Source organism: Stenotrophomonas sp. 05N423 (assembly GCF_056397145.1).
This window is the reverse complement of record NZ_JBFTMV010000011.1, coordinates 82,533-106,705: the sequence shown is the minus strand read 5'-3', so window position 1 is coordinate 106,705 and position 24,173 is coordinate 82,533. Positions and strand designations below refer to the sequence as shown.

Sequence of the window (24,173 nt, the reverse complement as noted above, 5' to 3'; positions counted from 1 at the left end):
ATACCCCGTGCCGGGGCCGCAGCGAATTCTGGAAATCCCCCCCTGCCTCCACCATTCCCCCAAGGGATACGACGTCCACGCCGCAGGGCCTATCCGTTCAGCTTGTCCTCCAGTTCCTCCCAGTCACCGGCGCCGGCGACCTCGAGAATGGTGCGCAGGTGCTTCTTGAGCGCGGCATTGCCGACCCCGGTGAGCGCGCTGCAGTCGGCGCGGGCATGGCCCAGGCCGGCCAGCGCGGCGATTTCGCGCTGCAGCGGGGACAGCGGCAGCGCCAGCACCCGGCGCACCACGTCGATCCGGCGCGGCCGCTGCAGCTGCAGCGTGAGCAGCCATTGCCCATTGCCGCCGGCGACGGCCTGCAGGGGATGCATGCGCAACTCCAGCACGCCATGCGGCACCGGGATGCTGGCCGCCTGGCCGGGTTGCAGGCCGAGGCGCTCGAACAGGTCGCGCGGCAGCGCACCGCCGGCTTCGCCGCGCATGCCGAGGCCGCGCAGGTTGGCGTCCTGCAGCAGTTGCAGCGCGGTGGCGTCGGCCAGCAGCGGCGCCAGGCTGCCGGAATCGAGCAGCACATGGCCGATGGCGCCGCTGGCGTCGGCATCCATGCGCGCGATGACCGGCGCATGGAAGAAGGCGCGCTGCATGCTGGCGCCGGCACGATCCAGCATGCCGGCCTCGTCCGGCCCGAAGGCCCCCGAAGCGGCCGAGCGGAACAGCGTCACCACGGCACGCGTGCGCCCCTGCACTTCCACCCGCAGGTCCAGCGCATGGTGGTGGCCGCTGGCGCGGATCAGCAGGTTGTAGGTATTGGAGCGGAAATAGGCCGCTTCCGGCGCGAGCAGGCGCCCCACATGCGGGCCGTGCGGCTGTGCGAGCGCGAGGACGTTGGTTTCATGCTCGCCGACGAACAGCCGCTGGAACTCATTGAGGAACAGGTTCTGCACCGATGCCGGCGAGTCTTCGTGATGGAAGCCCCCGGGCAGGCCCTGCTCGTCCAGCCAGAACAGCGCGACGGCATCGGCGCCCACCAGCGCGCGCAGCGTGGCGCAGACATCGGGCGCCACCGGAGCCAGCCCCAGGCCCAGGCGGCACAGCATGTCCAGTGCCTGCCACAGCCGCTGGCGGGCGGCGGCCGTCACGGAAGTAAGCGGCGAACTCATGGCGCATGGCTACCCGATGGGCCCGGCGCATTATCGGCAGCCCGGCGCGCCGTGTATATCAGGACACGGGTACCGCCAGCGCCCCCGTCCATCTGCGGCACAATCATGGCCCCCGCCGCTTCGTCCTCGCCCCTCCATGACCCACCCATACGACGAACGCCAGCAGCTGCGCATCGCGGTGCAGCGCCAGCCTGCCGACTTCATCGCCTGGGTGATGCTGGCCGACGCCGAGCTGGGCGCGGGCGACCTGGCCGCCGGCGAACGGGCCGCGCAGTGCGCGCTGCAGCTGCGCCACGACCATCCCGAAGCGCTGGCGCGGCTGGGACGGGCGCGCTGGATGCAGGGCCGCCACGAGGAGGCGGCCAACCTGCTGCGCCACGCCTCGCGGCAGGTGCCGCAGCACCCCGGCATCGCCCTGTGGCTGGGCCATGCACTGGAAGATGCAGGACAGCCCGAGGCCGCCGCCGATGCCTACCGTCGCGCCCATGTGCTGATGCCGGAAGAGGCGTACATGGCCGCGCAGCGCTTGAACTGGCAGCGGCGGCTGTGCGATTGGCGCGGGCTGGAGGCGTTGTCGCGGCAGGTCCGCGGCGCAGTGGCGCAGGGCAATCCCGCGGTGGAGCCGTTCGCCTTCCTCAGCGAGGACGCCAGCGCCGCCGAACAGCTGGCCTGCGCCCGCCAGCGCGCGCAGGTGATCGCCGCTTCGACGCCGCGGCTGCCGCCGGCGCCGCCGCGTACGGATGGCCCGCTGCGCGTGGGTTTTCTTTCCAACGGTTTCGGCGCGCACCCCACCGGGCTGCTGACGGTGGCGCTGTTCGAGCAGCTGCACGCCCATGCCGGACTGCAGTTGCATCTGTTCGCGCTCAACCGCGACGATGGCAGCCGCATCCGCCAGCGCCTGCAGGCGGCGGCGCATACGCTGCACGAGGTCGATGGCATGCCGCACGCGGCCATCGCCCGGCGCATCCGCGAGGCCGGCATCGATGTGTTGTTCGACCTGCGCGGCTGGGGCGGCGGCGGTACGCCGGAAGTGCTGGCGATGCGGCCCGCGCCATTGCAGATCAACTGGCTGGCCTACCCCGGCACCTCCGGCGCGCCGTGGATCGACCATGTGCTGGCCGATGGGTTCGTGCTGCCGCCGGCGCTGGAACCGGCGTTCAGCGAAAAGGTGCTGCGCCTGCCGCGCGCGTTCCAGCCGTCGGACAACACCCGCGTGGTCGCCGAGCCGCCATCGCGCCGCGAATGCGGCCTGCCCGAACGGGGCGATAACGGCGAAGGCGTCGTGTTCTGCTGCTTCAACAATAGCTACAAGCTCAACCCGCGCAGCGTCGCGCGCCTGCTGGACGTGCTGCGCGGCGTGCCCGGCAGCGTGCTGTGGCTGCTGTCCGGGCCGGGCCTGGCCGACGACCGGCTGCGCGAGGTCGCACGCCTGCAGGGCATCGACCCGTCGCGGCTGGTGTTCATGCCCAAGCTGCCGCACCCGCAGTACCTGGCGCGCTACCACCACGCCGACCTGTTCCTCGACACCCATCCCTACAACGCCCACACCACCGCCTCCGATGCGCTGTGGGCCGGTTGCCCGGTGCTGACCTCGCCCGGCCAGACATTCGCCGCGCGCGTGGCCGGCAGCCTCAACCATCACCTGGGGCTGGACGACATGAACGTCGCGGACGATACGGCCTTCATCGCCACCGCGGTCCGGCTGGGCAACGACCCGGCCGCGCTGGCCGGGCTGCGCCGACGCCTTGCCGACGCCCGCCGCGATGCCGGCCTGTTCGACATGGCCGGCTTTGCACGTGATTTCGCCGCCCTGCTGCAGGATCTGCAACGCCCGTAGGTGCGGGACAGGCCCCGCACCTGCGGATGACGGCTAACGCAGCCGTTTCACCCGCTGCCGGTAGTCGCCCACGTTGTCGCCGTCGATGCGGCGCTGCTGGGTGCCCTTCACCTCGCCGACCTTCCTGTCCGCACCGGCCACCGGCTTGGCCACGACGTCGGTTTCCTGCTCGAAGGCATGCGATTTGTCGGTATTGCGGTAGTACCGGTACAGGGCCCAGTACAGCGCGGTCGCGCCGGCCGGGCCTGCAGCCAGCAACCAGAGTCCACTGTCGTCGCTCATGAGGCAGCCACCAGGAATGCGATTGCGAGGGCTTCGATGATCGTGCCGGCGGTGAGCGCGGCCAGCAGCATCTTCCACTGCTGCACAGGTACGCTGCCCATGGTCTCGCCGGTACGGCCGTTGACCGCGATGTAGTGCAGCATGCCGCCGTTGCTGCCGGGCTGGTGGTAGGAATACAGCCACACCGGCAGGTACATCGACACCCAGCGGGTGCCATGGACTTCCAGTTGTTCCTGCTCCCAGCGCACGCCGCGATCATAGCGGCGCACCGAACGCTCCACCTGCGAACGCGCGATCGACAGCAGCTGGTCCTCCAGGCGCGGGCGCAGCTTCTCGACGTCGAGGTTGCGTTTTTCCGAGGTGAAACCGGCCAGGTAGGAGGCATTCCACTTCAACGCGTTCTTGGTGTCGAACGGCAGGATGGTGTTGATGATGTTGTTGGTGTTCGCACGCGTGTCCAGGTTGCCGCGCTCGGCGGACGACTCCAGCGGCAGGTCGTCGACGGTGAAATCCACCTGACGCTCCACCTGGTACACGTCGGCGTCATAGTAGGTCTGCTTGTTCTTCTCGGTGCCGCGGGTGTACTCGCGCGTCTTGATCTCGCCCTTGCCGGCCACCGCGGCACTGACATTGCCGTCGACGATCATGTAGGGCAGGTAGACGCCGACCACGTTCTCCGGAGTGAACTGTTCCTTGAACGCCTTGAGCGCGAACAGGCGGCGCTTGTCCACGAACTGGCGGATGCGCGCGACCGCATCGTCCTTCTTTATGTGGAACGGCAGCACCGCGTCGGGCACCGCGCCGTTGGCAATCTGCTCGTTGACCCCGAACACATGCCGGCACCAGTGGCAGCGCGCGGTCATCGTGCTTTCGGTGTTGACCGTGACCTCGGCGCCGCAGCCGCTGCACTTGAAGGTCATCAGCGCGGAGGTGTCGGCGTCGATATCGCGCGCACCGGAGGCGATGACCGTGCCCTGCAGCTGGTCGATGGCCTCGCCGAGCCCGAACTCCTCCTCCACCCGCGCGCCATGCCATTCATGGCGGCAGTACAGGCAGACCAGCACGTCGGTGCCGGCGCGGGGGCGGATGTCGGTGGCACCACACTTCGGGCAGCGGTTGAGACCGTCCTTCAGCTCGGTGGCCGACGTGTCGATGGCGACCGGGTCGGGCGCCTCGACTTCGTCGCGGATGGCCTTGGGCAGGTTCGCGGTATCCACCGGGAATGTGCCGGGCAGGGGCGGGACATCCCGCGGCGAACCCGGCCCGTCCAGCGCCGCCGCCGGCAACGGCGGCGGCGGAGGGACGGATCCGGGCAGCGGCGGCGGGCCGTTTCGGGGGTCGGACATGTTCGTCGTGCGTCCTGCCGGTTACAGGCCCAGCGCCTTGGCTTTCAGCGCGTCGTAGTCGCCCTGGGTGATCAGGCCCAGGTCCAGCATTTCCTTGGCCTTCTTGAGCTTGGCGACCGGGTCGTCCGCGGCCGGAGCGACCGGCTGCTGCATGCCGCCGACGCCGAACATCCCCGAAGCCATGCCGACGCCGACCAGCCCCGCCGCGCCGCCGTTCTCGCCGGCCGACTGGATGCCCTGGGCGACGCTGGCCTGCAGGTTGGAATTGCCGCGCGCACCGGAAAGTGCGTCGGCGCGCTGCACCGTCTTCAGCAGCTCACGGGTGTTGGCGTCGTACTCGATGGAGACGATGGCGGTCTTGACGATGGCCAAGCCACGGTCGGACTTCCACTGGTAGCCCTGCTCGACCGCCGCCGACAGGCTCTGCGCGAAACCGATCGAGTCCTGCTGCAGCTTGGTGATGCGGTTGCCCTTGCCCGGATCGTTCGTATACAGGCTGAAGGCCGGGGCCAGCGAGCCCACCACTTCGTTGAACAGCTGGCTGGCGGCGGCGTTGTCCAGGTCGGTGAAGTCGAACACCTGGCCCGGGCGCAGGTAGCTGGCCGGCACGAAGTTCTTCACGAACAGGATCGGGTCGACGATCTTCAGCGTGTACGAACCACGCGTGACCGCACCCACCTGGGTGTTGAGGAAGCCGTCATCCCAGTAGATTTCCGACTGGGTGCCGAAGCGGTTGTCCGGCAGCTCCTTCAGCGAGACGAAGAACGCCGCCTGCTGCGCACCCGGCTGGCCGCCGAATTTGAAGCGCTCCCAGCTCTGTTTGATGAAGGTGCTGACCAGGCCGTCGCCGGCGAAGATCGACTGCGAATTCGGATCGTCCGAACGCCACTCGTAACCGCCCGGCTCGGCGACGAAGCCGGTGATCGCGCCGTCCTGGAACAGCAGCAGGCCATAGCCCTCGGGCACGACGATCTTCGAGCCGTTGGTGATGATGTTGGACGAGCCGCCGGTATTGGAGCCACGCCCGGCGTTGGTGCCGCGCGGCACCGCCGCGAACAGCGCCGCGGTCGCCGGCAGGCCGTCCGGCACCGTGAAGAAGTCCTTCCACTGGTCGGCGAGCACGCCGCCGATCGCACCCTTTGCTGCCTGGACAAGCCCCATCGCACTGCTCCTGATCCATTGCCGGACACCACGCCCGGCGCATCCGCAAAACTACATGAAAACCGGTTACCGAGACATCACCGCGCACGCAGGCCAGCATGCCGCGACGGCGCCCACACGGCGACTGCGCTAGGCTCGCGTCACCAGACAGGAAATCGCCATGGGCAAGCTCAAGCGCAAGGAATACGAACGGCTGCTGGAACCGATGCAGCTGGAACTGGCCGCGATGGCGCGCTGGGTCCAGCATTCCGGCCAGCGCCTGCTGGTGCTGTTCGAGGGCCGCGACACCGCCGGCAAGGGGGGCGCGATCCAGGACGTCGCCCGGCACCTGAACCCCCGCCAATGCCGCGTCGTCGCCCTGCCCAAGCCGACCGACCGCGAGAGCACGCAGTGGTACTTCCAGCGCCACGCCGCGCACCTGCCCGCCGCCGGCGAGATCGTGCTGATGGACCGCAGCTGGTACAACCGCGCTGGCGTGGAAAAGGTCATGGGCTACTGCACCGACGCCCAGTACCAGTCCTTCCTCAAGCAGGCCCCGGTATTCGAGCGGCTGCTGGTGGACGACGGCATCCTGCTGTTCAAGTACTGGCTGTGCGTGGACCAGGAGCAGCAGGAAAAACGCTTCGCCGAGCGGCGCGAGGATCCGCTCAAGGGCTGGAAGCTGTCGCCGGTGGACCTCAAGTCGCGCCTGGAATACGGCGCCTACACCCAGGCACGCGAGGCCATGCTGGACGCCACCCATACCCGCCACGCGCCATGGACGCTGGTGGATTTCAACGACCAGAAACGCGGCCGCCTGACCCTGATCCGCGACCTGCTGGACCGCCTGCCGGAAACCGCCGTCGATGAGCCGCCGGTCGAACTGCCGCCGCTGCCGGGCAGGCCGAAGAAGGAAAAGTACGGCGGGGTGAAGCCACTGCCGTCCTACCCGCGGGAGTGAGCCGCCGTAGAGGTGGGGCTTGCCCCGCATGGGGCGCCACTGCCGGGCAGGCTAGGCACGACAAGTCCGCCGCGCCTGCCTTCCGTGGGTGCGGGGCCTGCCCCACATGATGCATTGCCGGACAAAACGCCAACCGCCATCGCGGGGCGCCATCGCTCCATCAGGCCACTTTGCCGCCGACCTCGGCGATGGTCTGCTCGATCTTCCGCGCATCGACCGGGCCGAGGAACTGCCTGGCGACCTTGCCATCGGGTGCGATCAGGTAAGTCATCGGCAGGCCGCGCGGCGTGGCGAAATCGGCCGGCGGGTTGTAGGGGTCGAGGATCACGATGGGATACGCCACCGGGTGCTTTTCCAGAAACGCGCGCATCTCGTCCGGCTCGATGTCCTCGTAGGCCAGGCCAACCACCTCGACATTGCTGCGCATCGCATGCAGCGCCGACAGTTCGGGCATCTCCTGCAGGCACGGGCCGCACCAGGTCGCCCAGAAGTTGACCACCACCCACTTGCCGCGATGGCCGGCCAGATCGAAGTCCTTGCCGTCCACGGTCTTGACCCGCAGCAGCGGCATGTCCGCGGTTTTCTCCACCACGCCCGCCGGGGCTTCGGCGGGCGCGGGCGCCGCCGGCGGCCCGGCAACGGCCGCGGGTGCCTCGGCGGGCGGCTGCCTGCAGCCGGCCAAGGCCAGCACCAACAGGGCGAAGGGAAGCAGTCGGATGGTCATCGTTCGTCTCCGGTATTGGCATAGATATCTTCCACGCGGCGCTTGAGCAGCTCGCGCAGCGGCATGCGCAGTTCGTCCAGCGCGCAACACGCCGCCTGGCCCAGCGCATCCTCGCGGAACGGCAGGTATTCCTCGGCGACCGGAATGCGCAGCTGCGAGCTCTCGTACAGTTCACGCAGGGTGATCCGCTCCAGGTCGCGGGCCAGCAGCCACTGTCCGCGCTCGTCGCGGCGCAGCAGGTTGATGGCCTCCATCTGGCACAACAGCTCCTGCAGCAGCGAATCGGTGAGCATCGGCTCCAGCGCCAGCAGTTCCTCCTCGCCCAGGCCGCGGCCATGCTCGCGCGCCTCGCGGAAGCGCCCGATCAGGCGCAACAGGCCGTACAGCTCGCAGCCCTGCGGCAGGCGCAATGCCACCGGCTGGTAGCGGAACGCGGCGATCGACGAGGCCAGCGAGGCGCCAAGCAGCACCGACACCCAGCCCAGGTAGATCCACAGCAGCAGGATCGGCACGAAGGCCACCGTGCCATAAAGCTTCTGGTAGGACTGGAAGCTGCCCAGGTACAGGCTCATGCCCCACTTCACCAGTTCCAGCATCACCACCGCCAGCAGCGCGCCGGGGACGGCATGGCGCCACTTCACGATGTGGTGCGGCACCACCCGGTAGACCAGCATCACGCAGGCGAACTCGATCAGCACCGGCGCCAGGCTCAGCGCCAGGTCGGCCAGCCAGCGGCCCTCGACCGTACCGAACAGCGGCAGCGCGAACACCTTGGCCGACACTGCCAGCGAGGCCGCGGCCAGCATCGCGCCCAGGGTCAGCACGGTCCAATACACCAGGAAGCGGGTCAGCCGCGGCCGCGCCGAGGCCACCCGCCAGATCCGGTTGAAGATCTGCTCGATGCTGTTGAGGGTGATCAGCAGCGAGGCCACCAGCGCGATGAAGCCGGCCGCGGTGAGCTGGCCGACGCTGGCCGAGAACTGCCGCAGGTAACCCTCGGCGGCGCGCGCGGCCGAAGGCACGAAGTTGGAGAACACGTAGTCGCTGAGCGCCTCACTCCAGCGGTCGAACATGGGGAACGCCGACAGTACGCCGAACACCACGATCGCCAGCGGCACCAGCGCGAACACGGTGGTATAGGCCAGCGCGCCGGCCGCCTCGAACAGGCGGTCGTCGAGGAAACGGTGCCACAGGAAACGGGCGAAACTGGCCCGGCGTCCGCGGTCACGGACCCGTTCCATCCATAGATTGAGCGAATCCAGGGGTTCCATGCGGCAAGGGTACCCGATGCAAAGCGCCGCCCGCATCGCCGATACTGCCGCTCCCTGCGTGATGAGTGGATGGTGCGATGGCGGAAATCCTGGTGCTGTACTACAGCCGTGGTGGTTCGGTGGCGCGGCTGGCGCGGCAGATCGCCCGCGGCATCGGCGAGGTGCCGGGCATGAGCGCGCGCCTGCGCACGGTGCCGCCGGTGGCCGCGGTCACCCAGACCAGCGCCCCGCCGGTACCGGAAGACGGCGCGCCCTATGTCGAGACGGCCGACCTGGCCGAATGCGACGGCCTCGTGCTCGGCAGCCCGACCCGCTTCGGCAATATGGCCGCGCCGGTCAAGCATTTCCTCGACGGCCTCGGCGCCGAGTGGGTCAACGGCACCCTGTCCGGCAAGCCGGCGGGCGTATTCACCTCCACCGCATCGATGCACGGCGGGCAGGAATCGACCCTGCTGTCGATGCAGCTGCCGCTGCTGCACCACGGCTGCCTGATCGTCGGCATTCCCTTCACCGAACCCGCCCTGAGCCACACCACCGGCGGCGGCACGCCCTACGGCGCCAGCCACGTGGCCGGCGCGCAGGACGACCCGCAGCCCACTGACGACGAGGCCCACCTGGCGCGCGTGCTGGGCCGGCGCGTGGCCGACATCGCACGGAGGCTGGCGCGATGAACGCAGCAACGACGCGACGCCCGACCCTGCTGCTGGCCTTGATCGCACTGGCCGCGCTGTACACGTATTGGTTCCTGCACGACAAACACTGGCTGGCCACGCAGCTGGTGTTCACCGGGCCGCCGCTGCTGCTGGCCATCGCCCTGCGTCTGGGCTGGCGGCTTGCACCGTTCTGGTCGGGCGTGTTGGCGCTGTTCTGGTTCAGCCACGGCGTGATGAGCGCCTGGAGCCACCCGGAAACGGCGCGGCTGGCGTGGGTGGAAATCCTGCTGTCGCTGCTGGTGATCGCCCTGGCCAGCCTGCCGGGCCTGCGCGCGCGCTTCGGCAAAAAGCCCTTGTAGGTGCGGGGCTCGCCCCGCACGGGATTTCCCGGAAAACCCCAGTGGGCCGAGCCTCATCCACGGCGCCGGCTTATCATTCGCAGCATCACCGTCTGGATTCACCGCAATGATGGAAGACCTCCTGATCGTCACCACCGGTGGCACGATCGACAAGATCTATTTCGACGACAAGTCCGACTACCAGATCGGCGACCCGCAGATCGGCATGATCCTGCGCGAGCTGGGCGTGACCTTCCGCTTCAACGTGATCCCGATCCTGCGCAAGGACTCGCTGCACATCACCGACGAGGACCGCGAACTGATCCGCGCGACCATCGCCGCGCAACCCACCCGCCACGTGCTGGTCACCCACGGCACTGATTCGATGGTGGCCACCGGCAAGGTGCTCAAGACCATCCCCGGCAAGACCATCGTGATGACCGGCGCGCTCAGCCCGGCGCGCTTCCGCGGCTCGGACGCCGAGTTCAACATCGGCTGCGCGATCGGCGCGGTGCAGTCGCTGCCCGAGGGCGTCTACATCGCCATGAACGGGCGTGTGTGGAATCCGGACAAGGTGCGCAAGAACGTCGAGGCCAACCGCTTCGAGTCGCTCTGAATGGCCAAGGGCACCCGCGCCACCGCCGCACTGGACAAGGCCGGGATCGTCCACGGCCTGCATGCCTATGACTACTCGGCCGAGGTGGACAGCAAGGGCCTGGCCGCGGCGCAGGCCCTTGGCATCGACCCGGCGCGGATGTTCAAGACCCTGATGGCGTGGGTGGACAAGCAGCCGGTGATCGCGGTGATCCCGTCCGACCAGCGGTTGTCGCTGAAGAAGCTTGCCGCCGCCTGCGCCGGCAAGCATGCGCAGATGATGGAGATCGCCGAGGCCGAGCGCCGCAGCGGCTACAAGGTCGGCGGCATCAGCCCGTTCGCGCAGCAGCGCCCGGCCGCGGTGCTGTTCGCCAACGCGGCGCAGGAACACGGGCGCATCTGGATCAACGCCGGCCAGCGCGGCCTGCTGCTGGACATCGCGCCGGCCGATGCGCTGCGCTTCCTGCAGGCCCGCTGCGCCGACCTCTGCGAGTAATAGCGCACTTGTAGGAGCGCACTTCAGTGCGCGAAGAGGCTTTCCCGGTAGAGCCCCATCGCGCACTGAAGTGCGCTCCTGCAGTACGCCCCTATAAAGCAGAAAGCCCCGCTTGCGCGGGGCTTTCCATCTGCAACGTGCGCGCGGACTCAGCCGTCCAGGCGCACCAGCCAGCCATGACGGTCCGGCAGGCGGCCGTATTGGATGTCGGTCAGCTCCTTGCGCAGCGACATGGTGACTTCGCCAGCCGGCGCGTCCAGATCGCCGACCGAGAAACCTTCGCCCTTGAGCTGGCCGATCGGAGTGATGACCGCGGCGGTGCCGCAGGCGAACACCTCGGTGATCCCGCCCGAGGCCACACCCTGCTTCCACTCGTCGATGGACACCTGCCGCTCTTCCACGGTCATGCCGCGGTCGCGCGCCAGCTGCAGGATGGATTCGCGGGTGATGCCTTCCAGGATCGAGCCCGACAGCGCCGGGGTGACCAGCTTGTTTTCCTTGCCGTAGACCAGGAACACGTTCATGCCGCCCAGTTCCTCCAGGTACTTGCCCTCGACCGGGTCGAGGAACAGCACCTGCGAGCAGCCCTGCGCCTGCGCCTGCTGCTGCGGCAGCAGCGAAGCAGCGTAGTTGCCGCCGCACTTGGCGGTGCCGGTGCCGCCCTTGGCCGCGCGCGCGTAATCGGTGGACAGCCAGATCGCCACCGGCGCCACGCCCTTGGCGAAGTACGGGCCGGCCGGGCTGGCGATCACGTAGTAGCTGGCCTTGTGCGCGCCGCGCACGCCGAGGAAGGCCTCGTCGCCGATCATGAACGGGCGGAAGTACAGGCTGGCCTCATCGGCGCCGGACACCCATTCCTTGTCCACGGCGATCAGCTGCTTCAGCGATTCGACGAAGATTTCCACCGGCAGTTCCGGCAGCACCAACCGCGCGGCCGAACGCTGCAGGCGGCGACCATTGGCGTCCGGACGGAAGGTCCACACCGAACCGTCGGCGTGACGGTAGGCCTTGATGCCCTCGAAGATCTCCTGCCCGTAGTGCAGCACGGCCGCGGCCGGGTCCAGCGCGATCGGGCCATACGGCATCACCGCCGCGTCATGCCAGCCGCCATCCTTGTCCCAGCGCACGGCCACCATGTGGTCGGTGAAGTGCAGGCCGAAACCCGGCTTCTCCAGGATCTTGGCGCGCTCTTCGGCGCTGCGCGGGTGGTCCGAACGGGTGACGTGGAAGCTCAGAGACTGGGACACCGGATGTTTCCTTCCAGATTGCGGATGTTGAAGCCGGCCCGCCTGCGGTCCGGCGCGTTGGACACCTTACAGCATGCCCGTTTCGAGCCGTGCCGCCTCGGACATCATGTGCTTGCCCCACGGCGGGTCGAACACCAGTTCGACATCGGCCTCGGCCACGGTCGGGATCATTTCCAGCTTGCTGCGCACGTCGTCGACCAGGATCTCGCCCATGCCGCAACCGGGCGCGGTCAGAGTCATCCTGACGTCGACCTCGCGCTTGCCGTCATCCAGGTGCTTGATGTCGACGTCGTAGATGAGCCCGAGATCGACGATGTTGAACGGGATCTCCGGGTCGAAGCAGGTACGCAGCTGCTCCCAGACCAGCTTTTCCACATCCTCGTCGCCGGCGCCCTCGGGCAGTTCCAGTCCCGGCGGCGACTCCTTGCCGATGGCGTCGCCGTCCTTGCCGGCGATGCGGAACAGGTTGCCTTCGACGAACACGGTATAGCTGCCACCCAGCGCCTGGGTGATATAGCCGTAGCTGCCGGCCGGCAGGGTCACGCTGTCGCCCTGCGGCACCATCACGGCCGGGCAATCGCGTTCGAAATGGACGGGTTCGCTGCTGCGGGAGTACATGTGGATCGATATGGGGACGCGGACGCTACCCGCAAGAAGGCCATTTTAGCCGACTGGGCGGGCCGGCCGCTGAAGGGCTATGCTGCGTGACCTTTCCGGGAATCCCCATGTCACCTGCCCCAACGCCGGCCAGCCGCACCCAGCACTGGCTCTGGCCCCTGCTGTTGTTGCTGGGAAGCGTCACCCTGGCCATCGCCTGGCTGATGGTCGCCCTGGCCACCGGCTCGCAGGCCGGCTGGATGGCGATCGCCGCCGCTGCGGAAGCGGCGTGGATGCTGCGCCTGGGCACGCTGCCGGGCGGCAAGGCCCGGATCGTCCTGGCGATGCTGGCAACCCTGCTGATCGCGCTGGCCGCCAACTGGGGCATCGCCGCCACCTATATCGGCGGCCCGATGGGCCTGGTGCCGTGGGAATCGGCGCTGCGCCTGGGCCCGCATCTGGCCTGGACCCTGATCGGCCTGGCCAACGGCACCGCCGAAATCCTCTGGCTGCTGACCGGGCTGGCGGTCGCGTGGTGGCTGGCGCGCTAGCGCGCGCGGTGGGCGGCAACGCCCGCCCTGCGCTCAGTGCCCGCCGTCCAGCGCCTTCAGTTCGCTGACCAGCGCGCCCGCCGCCTCGGCGCCGTCGCCGTACAGCATGCGGGTGTTGTCGGCGTAGAACAGCGCGTTCTCGATGCCGGCAAAGCCCGTGCCCTTGCCGCGCTTGATGACGATGGTGTTCTTCGAATTCACCACGTCCAGGATCGGCATGCCATAGATCGGGCTGGCCGGGTCGGTCTTGGCGACCGGGTTGACCACGTCGTTGGCGCCGATCACCAGCGACACGTCGGTGGTGGCGAACTCGGGGTTGATGTCGTCCATGTCGGCGATCAGGTCGTAGGGCACGCCGGCTTCGGCCAGCAGCACGTTCATGTGCCCGGGCATGCGCCCGGCGACCGGGTGGATGGCGAACTTCACCTTGACCCCGCGCTCGATCAGGCGCTGCGCCAGTTCCCAGATCTTGTGCTGGGCCTGCGCCACCGCCATGCCGTAGCCCGGCACGATCACCACCCGCTCGGCGAAGGCCATCATCGCCGCCACGTCGGCGGCCTCGATGGGCTTCTGGCTGCCACTGATTTCCGCCGCGCCCTGCCCGCCGCCACCGAAGTTGGAGAACAGCACGCCGCTGATCGGCCGGTTCATCGCCTTGGCCATCAACCGGGTCAGCAGGATGCCGGCCGCGCCGACCATCATGCCGGCGATGATCAGCGCCTCGTTGCCCAGCACATAGCCCTCGAACGCCACGGCCAGGCCGGTGAAGGCGTTGTACAGCGAGATCACCACCGGCATGTCGGCACCGCCGATGGGCAGGGTCATCAGCACGCCCAGCGCCAACGCTGCCACGAAGAAGGCGATGATCGCCACCGGCTGCAGGCTGACCGCCGCCCACACGCCCAGCGCCACCATCGCCACGGCCACCAGCAGGTTGAACGCCTGCTGCCCGGGGAAGGTGACGCGCTTGTCCAGCCGGCCATCGAGCTTGGCCCAGGCGATGATCGAACCGGACAGCGACACCGCGCCGATGGCCGAGCCGATGATCGCCAGCGCCAGTACCGTGGCCGAGGGCTGCCGTGCCGCGAGCGCGGCGATGGCCTCGGCGCTCCAGTGGCTGGTGTCGCGGCCGGCCACGTCGGCGAAGCGCAGCAACTCCACCGCGCCGATGGCCGCGGCCGAGCCGCCGCCCATGCCGTTGTACAGCGCGACCATCTGCGGCATGTCGGTGATGGCGACCTTCTTGGCCGACACCCACGCCAGGCCGGTGCCCAGCACCAGCGCCACCAGGATCAGCGCGAGGTTGTGCAGGCCCGGCAGGAAGAACGTGGCGACGGTGGCGAGCAGCATGCCCACGCCCGCCCAGTGGATGCCGCTGCGCGCGGTCTTCGGCGAGGCCATGCGCTGCAGGCCCAGCAGGAACAGCGTGGCGGCCACCAGGTAACTCGCCTTCACCAGCAACGTCATGCTCATGCCGCCTCCTCCAGAACCGTCGTTTCCGCCACGGGAGCGCGCCTGTCGCGGCGGTGGTGCTCGCGCATCTCGATCGCCGTCTTCAGCAGCCCGATCATGCCCATGCCGAAGGCCACCAGGCCCAGCGACAGCTGCGACAACGCCGCCGACTCCGCCAATGCCGCGCCCAGCAGGCCGAGCACGATCGGCAGCAGCGCCTGCGCGGTCAGCAGCCAGAGCATCCAGTACCCCTTGCGCGGGTCTTCCCACACATCGCGCGAGACCTTGTTCTGGGTCCGGGTCGGGTCCTGCAGCGAAGACATGCCGATGCCGACGCCGGCATACAGCAGGGAACTGTTGAGGGCGTCGAGCAGACCGTCCAGGCCCCTGAACAGCGGCAGCGCGGCATAACCCATCGCGACCAGCAGGGCCGGATACTGCAGGTAGCTGAGCCACTGGAAGACCTGCCGCACTCGAACCGCCGCGCGGTCATTTGTCCCGCCCTTCCGGCTTGCGGGAGCTCTTGAACATCTCCAGCATGCGCTCTGTGACGACATAGCCGCCGGCCGCATTGCCCGCCCCCAGGGCGACGGCGATGAAGCCGATGGCCTTCTCCAGCGTGGTGTCGGCATGGCCCAGCACCACCATCGCGCCGATCAGGACGATGCCGTGGATGAAGTTGGAACCGGACATCAGCGGCGTGTGCAGGATCACCGGCACCCGCGAGATGATCACGTGGCCGGCGATCGCCGCCAGCATGAAGATGTACAACGCCACGAACCCGTCGCTCATTGCTGCCCTCTCCGAGGCCGGAACTGCCCGTCCCGCATCATAACCATGCGATGAACGCCGGCGCGACCGTTGCCATGTCAACCAATCCGCCCGTCGCGCGTTATCCCTGCCAGGACCGACCGGAACGCTACCCTGTGCTGGTGACCAGCCCACCCCTGACGCCCGTTGCCACCCCCGCCTCGCTGGAAGCCTTCCTGGCCGGCGTCGGGCCGCGCGCGTTCCGCTTTGCCGAGGCCGGCCTGCGCCAGCGCGACGACGCGCTGGATGCGGTACAGGATGCGATGGAACGCATGCTCGGCTATCGCGACCAGCCGGCCGGGGAATGGACACCGCTGTTCTGGAGCATCCTGCGCCGGCGCATCATCGACCTGCAGCGCCGGCGCGGCTTCCGGCTGAAATTCTGGGCGCCGGCGCAGGACGAGGACGGCCCCATCGACTGGGCCGACGACAGCCCCGGCCCGGCGCAGCGGCACGAGCAGCGCGAGGACTACGCGCGGCTGGTGCAGGCGCTGCGGCAGCTGCCGGCGCGCCAGCGCGAGGCATTCAGCCTGCGCGTGCTGCAGGAACTGGACGTGGCGACCACGGCGCGGATCATGGGCTGCTCGGAAGGTTCGGTGAAAACCCATCTGTCGCGCGCGCGCGACGCATTGCAGAAACAACTGGAGGCCACGCGGTGAACCGCCTGCCCACATCCCGGCACGACGACTTCGACCGCTCGCTGCGGCAGCTGCAACAGCATGCCGAAGGCGCGGTTTCCCCGGCCACACTGGCGCGCCTGCGCCAGGCGCGGCAACAGGCCACGGCCGGCGCGGATGCCTCGCCGTGGCGCCGCCGCGGCTGGTGGCTGGCCACCGCCTGTTCGGTGGTACTGGCCGTCACCGTGGCGGTGCAGTTCAACCGCACGCCACCGACGCTGCCCCCCAGCGTGGCGGCCGATGCCGGCGACGACCCGTCCGATGACACGCTGCTGTTCGACGAAAGCCCCGAGCTGTACCTGTGGCTGGGTTCGGACGCCCTGGCGATGGAGTAAGAACCATGAATACCCGTCTTTCCCTGCTGCCACTGCTGCTGGCCTTCGCCGTTCCGGCATTCGCCCAGCAACAGCCCCTGCCCGAATGGGACCAGCTCACCCCGGCCCAGCGCGAGACCCTGATCGCGCCGATGCGCGACCGCTGGAACGCCTCGCCCGAGCACCGCCAGCGCATGTACGACCATGCCCGCGGCTGGCAGCAGATGAGCCCGGAGCAACGCATGCAGGCACGGCGCGGCATGCACCGGTTCCAGAGCATGTCGCAGCAGCAGCAGCGCGAGGCTCGCGCCCTGTTCTCGAAGATGCGCACCATGGACAAGGCGCAGCGCGAACAGCTGCGCGAGCAGTGGCACCGGATGACGCCCGAGCAGCGCCAGCAGTGGATGGAAGCCAACCCGCCACCGCCGCGCGACAGGTAGCCGCCCCATCCCGTCATCGCCTGGCGGGCAATCGCCTGACGGGCAAATGCCGCACATCGCCCGCGGTGTGGAAGGAGCGGCGCCGCGTCCCCGCTCCCGCCGCCGGACGCGGGCGGCGTCACCGCTGGCCAGGCCGGGCTCACGCGCCCATCGACACCGGAAGCAGTCCCCCACCCTTTACGGCAGCAGCCGTTGCGCAAGCCGCGGCCGACAGGGGCCGTCAGCGTCCGGCGGACGGCATCTGCGCTTCGATGGTCACCAACCATTGCCGGCGGCTGAAGAGGACGAAACGGTAATGGCCCTCATCGGTCGCCACCGACAGCGAGTTGGGGACCAGCGGCAGCACGCCGAAAAGACGGGTCCAGCAGGGCCGCGCACCATGTATCCGCGCCAACGGGATCTCCGTATCCCCGTCCTGTACGTTGAATCCGTGCGAACGGAACAGCAGCCGCCGGTCGGTCAGGAACAAGTAGCCTCCGACCGCTTCCATACCGCGCTGGAGATTGGCCGCGCCCTCGCGCAACAGCGTCTCGCCGGCAGCCAGTTCGATCCCGGGCATCGGCTCAGACCGGGGGGATTTCGCCGGTGGCCGGGCGCTCGGGCCACACCGTCTTGATCAGCAGTTCATCGTTCCAGTCGAAGACAAGCGCGCCGTCCTTCAAGAACAGCGAGACGAAATTGAGCACGTTGCGCGCGTACATCTCGCTGGCGTGGATGGCGCCCATGCTGGGCAGGTCGAGCGGGCCGGCCACGGTCACGCCGTTCACGTCGATGGTTTCGCCGGGCCGCGTCGCCTCGCAGTTGCCGCCGGTTTCGGCGGCGAGGTCGACGACCACGCTGCCCGGGCGCATGCCCGCGACCATCGCCGCGGTGACGATCTTCGGCGCCGGGCGGCCGGGCACGGCGGCGGTGCAGATCACCACGTCCACGCCCTTCAGGTGTTCGGCCAGGCGTCGCTGCTGCTCGGCACGCTCGGCGTCGGTGAGCTGGCGCGCATAGCCGCCCTCGCCGGCGGCGCTGACCCCCAGGTCCAGGAACCTGCCGCCCAGCGACTCGATCTGCTCGCGGGTTTCCGGGCGCACGTCGAAACCTTCCACCTGCGCGCCCAGGCGCCTGGCGGTGGCGACGGCCTGCAGGCCGGCCACGCCGGCGCCGACCACCAGTACTTTCGACGGGCGGATGGTACCGGCGGCGGTGGTCAGCATCGGGAAGAAGCGCGGCGTCAGCTGCGCGGCGATCAGGGTGGCTTTGTAGCCGGCCATGCCGGCCTGCGAACTGAGCACGTCCATGGCCTGCGCGCGGGTGGTGCGCGGCAGCCGCTCCAGCGGGAACGTCACCAGCTGCCGCGCCTGCAGGGCCGCGGTACGCGCGGCGTCGGCCTGCGGATGCAGGGTGCCGACCAGCACCGCGCCGGGCTTGAGCTGCCCGATCAGCTGCGGCGACGGCGCCTGCACGCACAGCACCAGGTCGGCGCCATCCACGGCATCGTCGATCTGCGCGCCAGCGTCGCGGTAGGCCTGGTCGGTGAACCCGGCGGCAAGGCCGGCACCGGCCTGCACCTGCACCTTCGCCCCGGCCGCCAACAGCTTCCTCACCGTCTCCGGCGTGGCCGACACGCGCCGCTCGCCCGCCGCGGCTTCCTTCAACACCCGTACCTCAACGGCCATGCCCGTCCCCGATGCGCAGTGGAATACGCACCGGATCGTAGCAAAGCGGGTCGGGTTTCAGTGCACCGTGGGCGTCTGCGGATCGAGCCGGTCGATCACGCCCTGCATGGCGCTGTCGAACGCGCCGTCGTCCATGTGCGGGCGCAGGCGGCCGAGCCGCTCCATCACCACCAGCTCCTCCGGCGAGGCCACGCAGAAGCGGATGCCGCGGCGGTTGACGAACAGCAGGCGCGAGGAGATCGGGCTCACCCAGGACAGCTTGCCGGCCTGCACCTTGCCGTCCTTGTCGATGAAGTCCAGCCAGGTGCCGATGTCCATGGCGCGGAAGCGGGCGGCATCGACATGGTCGACGCTTTCCGGGCGCGCCTCGCTGCCCAGGTCCAGCGCCGCCGATTCCTGCGCGGGCGGCGTGGGCAGGCTGACCTGCGGCAGTTCGGGCAGCGCGCGCTCCAGTTCCGGGCGCGCCTCGGCGATGGCCTGCAGCGTGTCATGCAGCGCATCGACCGCGCCGACGCTGCCTTCGCCGTGCAGGCCGACACTGGCGAACACCTTGCGCAGGCCCGGCTGGATGGACTGCAGCCATGGCTTGCCGACCACATGCCGGCGCGCCTCGGCCACTTCCTCCAGCAGCACATCGGCCAGCGCCAGCGTTTCGCCGACGGATTCGCCGTCGTCGCCTTCGCGCAGCAGGCTCATGGTCAGGTGGTGATTCCAGGGCTGGCGCAGGAAGCCTTCGATCGCCGCCGGCAGCGGCGCGCCCTGCAGCCGGCGCTCCAGCTCGGCCTGGGCGCGCAGGCGCGCCATCTCCAGCTTCTCCTGGCCGCGCTGGGTCTCGGTCGCGCGGCGTTCGGCGATCTCGATGCGGCGCCGATGCTGGGCCAGGAAGTCGCGGAACTCCTCTTCCAGGGTCAGGAAGATCGCCAGGTTCTCGTTGAACTCGGCGATCAGCCGGTCGATGATCTCCTCGACCTTGCCCATCAGCGCGCGCTCGGCCTGACTCTCACCGGCGTTGCCCTCGCAGGCCTCGGCCAGCGAGTTGAGCAGGCGCCGCGCCGGATGGGTCTTCTGCACGAACATGCGCCGGTCCAGCAGCGCGACCTTGACGAAGGGCACCACCAGGCGGCCGATCAGCTCGCGCGAGCGGCCCTCCAGTTCACGTTCGTCCAGCATCACGTCGAACAGCATGCCGACCAGGTCGATGGCGTCCTCGTCCTGCGGGTCCAGCCGCGCCTGCCCCGGATCGACGCCGAGACGGGTGGCGCCGGAAATCACTTCGTTCTTGAGCCGCTGCGCCAGCGATTCGCTCTGGTCGCCCACCGCCGCGCGCAGGGTCGCCGTCGGCGTGGCCTGCAGCAGCGAGAGCACCGACATCATTTCGTGCTGGCTCAGCGGCCGATGCTGGCCGACCGCCACCTGCGCGGCAGCGGTGGCATCCTCGCGGACATGACGGGTCTGCGCCAGCAGTTCGTGCAGCGCCTCCAGGATCATGTTCTGGCCGCCCGGCGACGAATCGCCTTCATAGCCGCCGCCATGGCCACCGTGGCTGCCGGCCTGCAGTTCGCTGCGATGCCGTGCCCAGCGTTCGGTGAAACGGCGCGCCCAGGCCGGGGCATGCTGCGGATCGGAAAAGTCCTCATCCTCGCCAGGCGCCATGCCGGCCTCGGCTCCGGCCGCACGCGCGGGACGCGGCGCGGCAGCCGGACGCTGCGGCTGCGGCTGCGAGATGCCCGGCATCACGCCGGCCTGCGCCAGGCGCTCGTCCACCTCGCGGTAGATGCGCCCCACCTGCACGGCGAATTCCCGTTCGCACAGTTTGATCAGCACCAGGCGGACCTCGGCGGCCAGGTCGCACACGCCGAATGCCTCGTGCACGGCCACGCCGATGTGCTCCGGGCCGATCGGGTTGGTGTCGATATCCAGCGTTTCCACGCCGCTGATCCAGGCCAGGCGGCGGTCCAGCCGCGCCAGCACCGGCTTCCACTCGCGCAGCACCACCGCGGCGAAATTGCGCACCGCCAGCCGCGACTCCAGTTCGTGCTCGGATACCAGGCTCAGCCCCGCGTCCCCCTGCCCGGTCTGGGCCAACACGGCCTCGGCCGACAGCGGAGCGGCGGCTTCCAGCGATGCCCAGGCTTGCCGCAGATGAGTGGCGAAACGCGCGGCGATGTCCTCGCGGTGCCGGCGCAGCTCGCGCATGCCGTCAAGGAAGACCAACTGCGACGCGCCCGCGGTCTCGGCACGGTCGAACAGGGCATCGTCGAACCCGGCCAGCACCCGGGTGAAGGTGGCCGACAGGGGCGGCAACGCGGCTTCGCGCGACAGCGCCAGCAGGTCCGGATTATGGCCAGGGCGCTCTGGAAGATGCGGCTGGGACATCATGCGCAGTGGCTCCGCACCTTCGCAGGCGCTGCTCCTGTAGGAATCGTATGGAAGAAAGCGGACAGCCCCCCGGTTTCCGCCCACGCATGGTAGGGGGAGAAGCTGAACAGGGCCAGTGATGCAGTCCGCACTTTGTACCTCGCCGCCGGCAACCCGGCATGTCGCGCCATGCTAAGCGCACCGCGGTGAATTGGCGAGAAATCCGCCAGGGAACGCCATCGACGGACTGCTCATATCCGCCGCCGCCCGCGACCGGCAGGCGTCCGCACCCCGGTGTCTATAATCCACGGCCGTCTTCCTCGCGTACGCACCATGTCCGATTCCTGCTTCCTGCAAGCGCTGGGCCAGCGCCGCTCGGTCCCTTCCCTGCAACTGGGCGAGCCGGCGCCGGACGAGGCCACCGTGCTGCGGATGCTGTCCGCCGCGGTACGGGTGCCCGACCACGGCAAGCTGGTGCCGTTCCGTTTTCTCCGCCTGCAGGGCGATGCCCGCCATGCCCTGGGCGACTACCTGGCCAGGCGCAGCCGCGAGCGCACCCCGGACGCCTCACCGGCGGTGATCGAGAAGGACCGCCAGCGCTTTTCGCACGCGCCGCTGATCCTGACGGTGATCGCGCGCCTGCAGGACAACCCCAAGGTGCCCCGGCAGGAACAACTGCTGACCGCCGGCTGCGTGTGCTTCGCCCTGCTGCAGGCCGCGCAGGGTTTCGGCTTCGGCGCGCAGTGGCTGACCGCCTGGATGGCCTATGACGAAGGCGTGGCCCGCCACCTGGGGCTGGCCGGCAACGAGCACATCGTCGGTTTCATCCATATCGGCACGCCGAAACTGCAGGTGCCCGAGCGCGAGCGCCCGGATCCGGCCGGCCTGCTGGAGGACTGGCGGCCGTGACGGACATGGCGCCGGGCCGGCCGCTCTATCTGGTCGATGCCAGCCTGTACGTGTTCCGCGCCTGGCACTCGATGCCCGACAGCTTCCAGGACGCGCAGGGCTGGCCGACCAACGCCGTGCACGGTTTCGCCCGCTTCCTGCTGGAACTGCTCGAGCGCGAGCGCCCGGCGCACATTGCCATTGCCTTCGACGAAGCGCTGGACAGCTGCTTCCGCCACCGCATCTATCCGGCCTACAAGGCCAACCGCGAGCCGGCGCCGGAAGCGCTGCGCCGCCAGTTCGCGCACTGCAAGGCGCTGTGCGCCGCACTGGGCCTGGACGTGCTGGCCGACCGCGACTACGAGGCCGACGACCTGATCGGCAGCGCGCTGCACGCGGGGCGTGGCCATGCCCTGCGCGGGGTGATCGTCTCGGCCGACAAGGACCTGTCGCAACTGCTGCTGGAACACGACGAACAGTGGGATTACGCCCGCAACCAGCGCTGGGGCGCGGCCGGGGTCAAGGCGCGACATGGCGTGCACGCGCACCAGATTGCCGACTACCTGGCGTTGTGCGGCGATGCGGTGGACAACATTCCCGGTGTCAGCGGCATCGGCGCCAAGTCGGCAGCGGTGCTGTTGGCCCACTTTGGCAGCCTCGACGCGCTGCTGGAACGGATCGATGAAATCCCGTTCCTGCGCCTGCGCGGCGCCGCGCAGATGGCGGTGCGCCTGCGCGAACAACGCGAACTGGCGCTGCTGTTCCGGCAACTGACCACCATCGCCCTCGATGCGCCGCTGGCCCCGGCCACGCCCGGTTTCACCCGCGGCGCGGCCGACGCCGACATGCTCGCCGGCCTGTGCGGATCGCTGCGCTTCGGCCCGCTGACCCGGCGCCGGCTGCTGGCCGCCGCAGGACTGGAAACCGCTTCTCCTGCCGCCAACGAGTCCGCATGAGCCAGAACACCTCCGAACCCCGCGTCGTCTATGAAGGCCGTTACCAGCGCATGGTCGTGCGCGGCACCTGGGAATACAGCGAGCGCACCCATGCCGGCGGGCTGGCCGCGATCATCGTCGCCGTCACCCCGGACGACGAGGTGTTGTTCGTCGAGCAGTTCCGCGTGCCGCTGCAGGCGCGCACGATCGAGATGCCTGCCGGGCTGGTCGGCGACATCACCGCCGGCGAGTCGATCGAGGCATCGGCGATCCGCGAGCTGGAGGAGGAAACCGGCTGGACCGCCGACCACGCCGAGGTGTTGATGATCAGTCCCACCTCCTCCGGCGCCAGCAGCGAGAAGATCGCCTTCGTGCGCGCCACCGGCCTGCGCCGGGTCGGCGAAGGCGGCGGCGACGACAGCGAGGACATCACCGTGCACCACGTTCCGCGCAACCGCGCCGCGGCATGGCTGGTGGAGAAAATGGGCCAGGGCTTCGAACTGGACGCAAAACTCTGGGCCGGCCTGTGGATGATCGAGCACCACCTGGACGGCCGCCCGCGATGAGCCGGCTCGACAGTCCCGCCGATCTCCTGGACCCGCCACTGCTCGGCGCCCAGGACCCGCCCCCGTTCACCGTGCACAACCCGCATGGCGGCTCGCCCTTCCTGCTGCTCGCCGATCACGCCGGGCAACGCGTTCCGGCGGCGCTGGACGACCTCGGCCTGTCGCAGGCGGAACGGGACCGGCACATCGGCTGGGACATCGGCATCGCCGGCACCACCCGCGCGCTGGCGCGGCGGCTGGACGCCTTCGCCATCGAACAGACCTATTCGCGGCTGGTGATCGACTGCAACCGGCCTCTGGCCTCGCCGACGCTGATGCCGGAAACCAGCGACGGCACGGCCATCCCGGGCAACGCCGGCCTGGGCGGATCGCAGCGGCAGCAGCGCATCGACGCCATCCATGCGCCCTACCACGCGCGCATCGCCACCGAACTGGACCGGCGTCGCGATGCCGGCACGCCGACGCTGCTGGTGATGATGCACAGTTTCACCCCGGCGATGAACGGCGCCGCCCGCCCTTGGCATACCGGCGTGCTCTACCACCGCGATGCGCGTTTCGCCCATGCGCTGCTGCAGGCGCTGCGCGACGAAGGCGACCTGGTGGTCGGCGACAACCAGCCGTATTCGGTGAGCAGCACCAGCGACTACGCGGTGCCGGTACATGGCGAAGGCCGCGGGCTGGTGCACGTGGAACTGGAAATCCGCCAGGACCTGATCGCCGACCCCGCCGGCCAGCAGGCCTGGGCCGAGCGGCTGGAGCGGGTTTTCACCGCCTTGCAGCCAGCGCTGCTGGCATACGCCACCGCGTAGGAGCGCACTTCAGTGCGCGACGGGGCCTTCCCGGTAGAGCCACATCGCGCACTGAAGCGC

Annotated in this window: 28 protein-coding genes; 14 read left to right on the top strand and 14 right to left on the bottom strand. The window is 69.3% G+C overall.

All coding sequences use genetic code 11. The annotated features are described in order from the left end of the window. Nucleotides 1-89: 89 nt before the first annotated feature. Entirely contained in the window at nt 90-1,160 is a 1,071-nt protein-coding gene (locus AC1DGW_RS15520) for a hypothetical protein (RefSeq protein ID WP_478024710.1), read from the bottom strand. Between the two features lie 136 nt (nt 1,161-1,296). On the opposite strand from AC1DGW_RS15520, the gene AC1DGW_RS15515 reads away from it, so the two are divergent. After that, on the top strand, nt 1,297-2,997 hold the full coding sequence (locus AC1DGW_RS15515; protein ID WP_478024708.1) for an O-linked N-acetylglucosamine transferase, SPINDLY family protein: 1,701 nt from the start codon (nt 1,297-1,299) through the stop codon (nt 2,995-2,997). Between the two features lie 33 nt (nt 2,998-3,030). Here the strand turns inward: AC1DGW_RS15515 and AC1DGW_RS15510 are convergent, their stop codons facing one another. Genes AC1DGW_RS15510 through AC1DGW_RS15500 form a run of 3 tightly spaced genes read right to left on the bottom strand, consistent with a single transcriptional unit; the run spans nt 3,031 to nt 5,786 of the window. Continuing rightward, nucleotides 3,031-3,279, bottom strand: coding sequence for a hypothetical protein (locus tag AC1DGW_RS15510; RefSeq protein WP_478024706.1), 249 nt, complete (start codon nt 3,277-3,279; stop codon nt 3,031-3,033). Then, nucleotides 3,276-4,625, bottom strand: coding sequence for a TFIIB-type zinc ribbon-containing protein (locus AC1DGW_RS15505; RefSeq protein ID WP_478024704.1), 1,350 nt, complete (start codon nt 4,623-4,625; stop codon nt 3,276-3,278). Before AC1DGW_RS15505 ends, AC1DGW_RS15510 begins: the two co-directional genes overlap by 4 nt. Nucleotides 4,626-4,646: 21 nt before the next feature. Next, nucleotides 4,647-5,786, bottom strand: coding sequence for an SPFH domain-containing protein (locus AC1DGW_RS15500; protein WP_478024702.1), 1,140 nt, complete (start codon nt 5,784-5,786; stop codon nt 4,647-4,649). 160 nt (nt 5,787-5,946) lie between these two features. Between AC1DGW_RS15500 and ppk2 the strand changes: the two genes are divergently transcribed. Beyond that, complete coding sequence (gene ppk2 / locus AC1DGW_RS15495) at nt 5,947-6,726, top strand: polyphosphate kinase 2 (protein WP_478024700.1); 780 nt, start codon at nt 5,947-5,949, stop codon at nt 6,724-6,726. Nucleotides 6,727-6,886: 160 nt separating this feature from the next. Here the strand turns inward: ppk2 and AC1DGW_RS15490 are convergent, their stop codons facing one another. Then, a complete protein-coding gene (locus AC1DGW_RS15490) occupies nt 6,887-7,450 on the bottom strand; it encodes a TlpA family protein disulfide reductase (RefSeq protein ID WP_478024698.1) in 564 nt (187 codons plus the stop codon). Then, on the bottom strand, nt 7,447-8,721 hold the full coding sequence (locus AC1DGW_RS15485; RefSeq protein WP_478024696.1) for a YihY family inner membrane protein: 1,275 nt from the start codon (nt 8,719-8,721) through the stop codon (nt 7,447-7,449). The genes AC1DGW_RS15490 and AC1DGW_RS15485 overlap by 4 nt, the downstream gene beginning before the upstream one ends. A gap of 77 nt (nt 8,722-8,798) precedes the next feature. Here AC1DGW_RS15485 and wrbA point away from each other — a divergent pair, with 77 nt between their 5' ends. The 4 genes from wrbA to ybaK all read left to right on the top strand — a co-directional run bounded on the left by wrbA (nt 8,799) and on the right by ybaK (nt 10,802). After that, complete coding sequence (gene wrbA / locus AC1DGW_RS15480; protein ID WP_478024694.1) at nt 8,799-9,392, top strand: NAD(P)H:quinone oxidoreductase; 594 nt, start codon at nt 8,799-8,801, stop codon at nt 9,390-9,392. Continuing rightward, a complete protein-coding gene (locus AC1DGW_RS15475; protein ID WP_478024692.1) occupies nt 9,389-9,733 on the top strand; it encodes a DUF2069 domain-containing protein in 345 nt (114 codons plus the stop codon). Before wrbA ends, AC1DGW_RS15475 begins: the two co-directional genes overlap by 4 nt. A gap of 109 nt (nt 9,734-9,842) precedes the next feature. Continuing rightward, nucleotides 9,843-10,328 (top strand): asparaginase domain-containing protein, encoded by a 486-nt coding sequence (locus AC1DGW_RS15470; RefSeq protein ID WP_055772617.1) that lies wholly within the window; start codon nt 9,843-9,845, stop codon nt 10,326-10,328. After that, entirely contained in the window at nt 10,329-10,802 is a 474-nt protein-coding gene (gene ybaK, locus AC1DGW_RS15465) for a Cys-tRNA(Pro) deacylase (protein WP_478024690.1), read from the top strand. Between the two features lie 149 nt (nt 10,803-10,951). On the opposite strand, the gene AC1DGW_RS15460 is transcribed toward ybaK, so the two are convergent. Both AC1DGW_RS15460 and sufT read right to left on the bottom strand, forming a co-directional pair. After that, complete coding sequence (locus AC1DGW_RS15460) at nt 10,952-12,049, bottom strand: branched-chain amino acid aminotransferase (RefSeq protein ID WP_478024688.1); 1,098 nt, start codon at nt 12,047-12,049, stop codon at nt 10,952-10,954. A gap of 66 nt (nt 12,050-12,115) precedes the next feature. Continuing rightward, nucleotides 12,116-12,667, bottom strand: coding sequence for a putative Fe-S cluster assembly protein SufT (gene sufT / locus AC1DGW_RS15455; RefSeq protein WP_478024686.1), 552 nt, complete (start codon nt 12,665-12,667; stop codon nt 12,116-12,118). A gap of 107 nt (nt 12,668-12,774) precedes the next feature. On the opposite strand from sufT, the gene AC1DGW_RS15450 reads away from it, so the two are divergent. Then, entirely contained in the window at nt 12,775-13,197 is a 423-nt protein-coding gene (locus tag AC1DGW_RS15450; protein ID WP_478024684.1) for a hypothetical protein, read from the top strand. Between the two features lie 33 nt (nt 13,198-13,230). On the opposite strand, the gene AC1DGW_RS15445 is transcribed toward AC1DGW_RS15450, so the two are convergent. Genes AC1DGW_RS15445 through AC1DGW_RS15435 form a run of 3 tightly spaced genes read right to left on the bottom strand, consistent with a single transcriptional unit; the run spans nt 13,231 to nt 15,441 of the window. After that, complete coding sequence (locus AC1DGW_RS15445; protein ID WP_478024682.1) at nt 13,231-14,670, bottom strand: NAD(P)(+) transhydrogenase (Re/Si-specific) subunit beta; 1,440 nt, start codon at nt 14,668-14,670, stop codon at nt 13,231-13,233. Beyond that, the gene (locus AC1DGW_RS15440; protein WP_478024680.1) at nt 14,667-15,122 is read right to left on the bottom strand and encodes a hypothetical protein; all 456 of its coding nucleotides are present in this window, start codon (nt 15,120-15,122) and stop codon (nt 14,667-14,669) included. Before AC1DGW_RS15440 ends, AC1DGW_RS15445 begins: the two co-directional genes overlap by 4 nt. 16 nt (nt 15,123-15,138) lie before the next feature. Next, nucleotides 15,139-15,441 (bottom strand): NAD(P) transhydrogenase subunit alpha part 2, encoded by a 303-nt coding sequence (locus AC1DGW_RS15435; protein ID WP_433853745.1) that lies wholly within the window; start codon nt 15,439-15,441, stop codon nt 15,139-15,141. 134 nt (nt 15,442-15,575) lie between these two features. Between AC1DGW_RS15435 and AC1DGW_RS15430 the strand changes: the two genes are divergently transcribed. From AC1DGW_RS15430 to AC1DGW_RS15420, 3 genes are read left to right on the top strand one after another with little or no spacing between them, the layout of a single operon-like run. Beyond that, nucleotides 15,576-16,118 carry an RNA polymerase sigma factor gene (locus AC1DGW_RS15430; protein ID WP_478024749.1) on the top strand — a complete coding sequence of 181 codons (543 nt, stop codon included), beginning with the start codon at nt 15,576-15,578 and terminating at the stop codon, nt 16,116-16,118. 5 nt (nt 16,119-16,123) lie between these two features. Further along, nucleotides 16,124-16,471 (top strand): hypothetical protein, encoded by a 348-nt coding sequence (locus tag AC1DGW_RS15425; RefSeq protein WP_478024747.1) that lies wholly within the window; start codon nt 16,124-16,126, stop codon nt 16,469-16,471. Nucleotides 16,472-16,476: 5 nt separating this feature from the next. Beyond that, nucleotides 16,477-16,890 carry a DUF3106 domain-containing protein gene (locus AC1DGW_RS15420; protein ID WP_478024678.1) on the top strand — a complete coding sequence of 138 codons (414 nt, stop codon included), beginning with the start codon at nt 16,477-16,479 and terminating at the stop codon, nt 16,888-16,890. 220 nt (nt 16,891-17,110) lie between these two features. Here the strand turns inward: AC1DGW_RS15420 and AC1DGW_RS15415 are convergent, their stop codons facing one another. Genes AC1DGW_RS15415 through AC1DGW_RS15405 form a run of 3 tightly spaced genes read right to left on the bottom strand, consistent with a single transcriptional unit; the run spans nt 17,111 to nt 20,936 of the window. After that, nucleotides 17,111-17,449: a hypothetical protein gene (locus tag AC1DGW_RS15415; RefSeq protein WP_478024676.1), complete on the bottom strand. Its 339-nt coding sequence runs from the start codon at nt 17,447-17,449 to the stop codon at nt 17,111-17,113. A gap of 4 nt (nt 17,450-17,453) precedes the next feature. After that, nucleotides 17,454-18,557: an NAD(P) transhydrogenase subunit alpha gene (locus AC1DGW_RS15410; RefSeq protein WP_478024674.1), complete on the bottom strand. Its 1,104-nt coding sequence runs from the start codon at nt 18,555-18,557 to the stop codon at nt 17,454-17,456. A 57-nt stretch (nt 18,558-18,614) separates the two neighbouring features. Beyond that, nucleotides 18,615-20,936, bottom strand: coding sequence for a DUF1631 domain-containing protein (locus tag AC1DGW_RS15405; protein ID WP_478024672.1), 2,322 nt, complete (start codon nt 20,934-20,936; stop codon nt 18,615-18,617). Nucleotides 20,937-21,248: 312 nt separating this feature from the next. On the opposite strand from AC1DGW_RS15405, the gene AC1DGW_RS15400 reads away from it, so the two are divergent. From AC1DGW_RS15400 to AC1DGW_RS15385, 4 genes are read left to right on the top strand one after another with little or no spacing between them, the layout of a single operon-like run. After that, nucleotides 21,249-21,824 carry a nitroreductase family protein gene (locus tag AC1DGW_RS15400; protein ID WP_478024670.1) on the top strand — a complete coding sequence of 192 codons (576 nt, stop codon included), beginning with the start codon at nt 21,249-21,251 and terminating at the stop codon, nt 21,822-21,824. A gap of 5 nt (nt 21,825-21,829) precedes the next feature. Next, on the top strand, nt 21,830-22,759 hold the full coding sequence (locus AC1DGW_RS15395; protein ID WP_478024745.1) for a 5'-3' exonuclease: 930 nt from the start codon (nt 21,830-21,832) through the stop codon (nt 22,757-22,759). Next, the gene (locus AC1DGW_RS15390; RefSeq protein ID WP_478024668.1) at nt 22,756-23,304 is read left to right on the top strand and encodes an NUDIX hydrolase; all 549 of its coding nucleotides are present in this window, start codon (nt 22,756-22,758) and stop codon (nt 23,302-23,304) included. The genes AC1DGW_RS15395 and AC1DGW_RS15390 overlap by 4 nt, the downstream gene beginning before the upstream one ends. Continuing rightward, nucleotides 23,301-24,113 (top strand): N-formylglutamate amidohydrolase, encoded by an 813-nt coding sequence (locus AC1DGW_RS15385; RefSeq protein WP_478024666.1) that lies wholly within the window; start codon nt 23,301-23,303, stop codon nt 24,111-24,113. Before AC1DGW_RS15390 ends, AC1DGW_RS15385 begins: the two co-directional genes overlap by 4 nt. Nucleotides 24,114-24,173 lie beyond the last annotated feature (60 nt).

What these genes read in the sequence shown, in the direction of transcription:
- AC1DGW_RS15520 (WP_478024710.1), bottom strand. Translation starts at nt 1,160, where the DNA reads ATGAGTTCGCCGCTTACTTCCGTGACGGCCGCCGCCCGCCAGCGGCTG.
- AC1DGW_RS15515 (WP_478024708.1), top strand. Translation starts at nt 1,297, where the DNA reads ATGACCCACCCATACGACGAACGCCAGCAGCTGCGCATCGCGGTGCAG.
- AC1DGW_RS15510 (WP_478024706.1), bottom strand. Translation starts at nt 3,279, where the DNA reads ATGAGCGACGACAGTGGACTCTGGTTGCTGGCTGCAGGCCCGGCCGGC.
- AC1DGW_RS15505 (WP_478024704.1), bottom strand. Translation starts at nt 4,625, where the DNA reads ATGTCCGACCCCCGAAACGGCCCGCCGCCGCTGCCCGGATCCGTCCCT.
- AC1DGW_RS15500 (WP_478024702.1), bottom strand. Translation starts at nt 5,786, where the DNA reads ATGGGGCTTGTCCAGGCAGCAAAGGGTGCGATCGGCGGCGTGCTCGCC.
- ppk2 (WP_478024700.1), top strand. Translation starts at nt 5,947, where the DNA reads ATGGGCAAGCTCAAGCGCAAGGAATACGAACGGCTGCTGGAACCGATG.
- AC1DGW_RS15490 (WP_478024698.1), bottom strand. Translation starts at nt 7,450, where the DNA reads ATGACCATCCGACTGCTTCCCTTCGCCCTGTTGGTGCTGGCCTTGGCC.
- AC1DGW_RS15485 (WP_478024696.1), bottom strand. Translation starts at nt 8,721, where the DNA reads ATGGAACCCCTGGATTCGCTCAATCTATGGATGGAACGGGTCCGTGAC.
- wrbA (WP_478024694.1), top strand. Translation starts at nt 8,799, where the DNA reads ATGGCGGAAATCCTGGTGCTGTACTACAGCCGTGGTGGTTCGGTGGCG.
- AC1DGW_RS15475 (WP_478024692.1), top strand. Translation starts at nt 9,389, where the DNA reads ATGAACGCAGCAACGACGCGACGCCCGACCCTGCTGCTGGCCTTGATC.
- AC1DGW_RS15470 (WP_055772617.1), top strand. Translation starts at nt 9,843, where the DNA reads ATGGAAGACCTCCTGATCGTCACCACCGGTGGCACGATCGACAAGATC.
- ybaK (WP_478024690.1), top strand. Translation starts at nt 10,329, where the DNA reads ATGGCCAAGGGCACCCGCGCCACCGCCGCACTGGACAAGGCCGGGATC.
- sufT (WP_478024686.1), bottom strand. Translation starts at nt 12,667, where the DNA reads ATGTACTCCCGCAGCAGCGAACCCGTCCATTTCGAACGCGATTGCCCG.
- AC1DGW_RS15450 (WP_478024684.1), top strand. Translation starts at nt 12,775, where the DNA reads ATGTCACCTGCCCCAACGCCGGCCAGCCGCACCCAGCACTGGCTCTGG.
- AC1DGW_RS15445 (WP_478024682.1), bottom strand. Translation starts at nt 14,670, where the DNA reads ATGAGCATGACGTTGCTGGTGAAGGCGAGTTACCTGGTGGCCGCCACG.
- AC1DGW_RS15435 (WP_433853745.1), bottom strand. Translation starts at nt 15,441, where the DNA reads ATGAGCGACGGGTTCGTGGCGTTGTACATCTTCATGCTGGCGGCGATC.
- AC1DGW_RS15420 (WP_478024678.1), top strand. Translation starts at nt 16,477, where the DNA reads ATGAATACCCGTCTTTCCCTGCTGCCACTGCTGCTGGCCTTCGCCGTT.
- AC1DGW_RS15415 (WP_478024676.1), bottom strand. Translation starts at nt 17,449, where the DNA reads ATGCCCGGGATCGAACTGGCTGCCGGCGAGACGCTGTTGCGCGAGGGC.
- AC1DGW_RS15410 (WP_478024674.1), bottom strand. Translation starts at nt 18,557, where the DNA reads ATGGCCGTTGAGGTACGGGTGTTGAAGGAAGCCGCGGCGGGCGAGCGG.
- AC1DGW_RS15405 (WP_478024672.1), bottom strand. Translation starts at nt 20,936, where the DNA reads ATGATGTCCCAGCCGCATCTTCCAGAGCGCCCTGGCCATAATCCGGAC.
- AC1DGW_RS15400 (WP_478024670.1), top strand. Translation starts at nt 21,249, where the DNA reads ATGTCCGATTCCTGCTTCCTGCAAGCGCTGGGCCAGCGCCGCTCGGTC.
- AC1DGW_RS15395 (WP_478024745.1), top strand. Translation starts at nt 21,830, where the DNA reads ATGGCGCCGGGCCGGCCGCTCTATCTGGTCGATGCCAGCCTGTACGTG.
- AC1DGW_RS15390 (WP_478024668.1), top strand. Translation starts at nt 22,756, where the DNA reads ATGAGCCAGAACACCTCCGAACCCCGCGTCGTCTATGAAGGCCGTTAC.
- AC1DGW_RS15385 (WP_478024666.1), top strand. Translation starts at nt 23,301, where the DNA reads ATGAGCCGGCTCGACAGTCCCGCCGATCTCCTGGACCCGCCACTGCTC.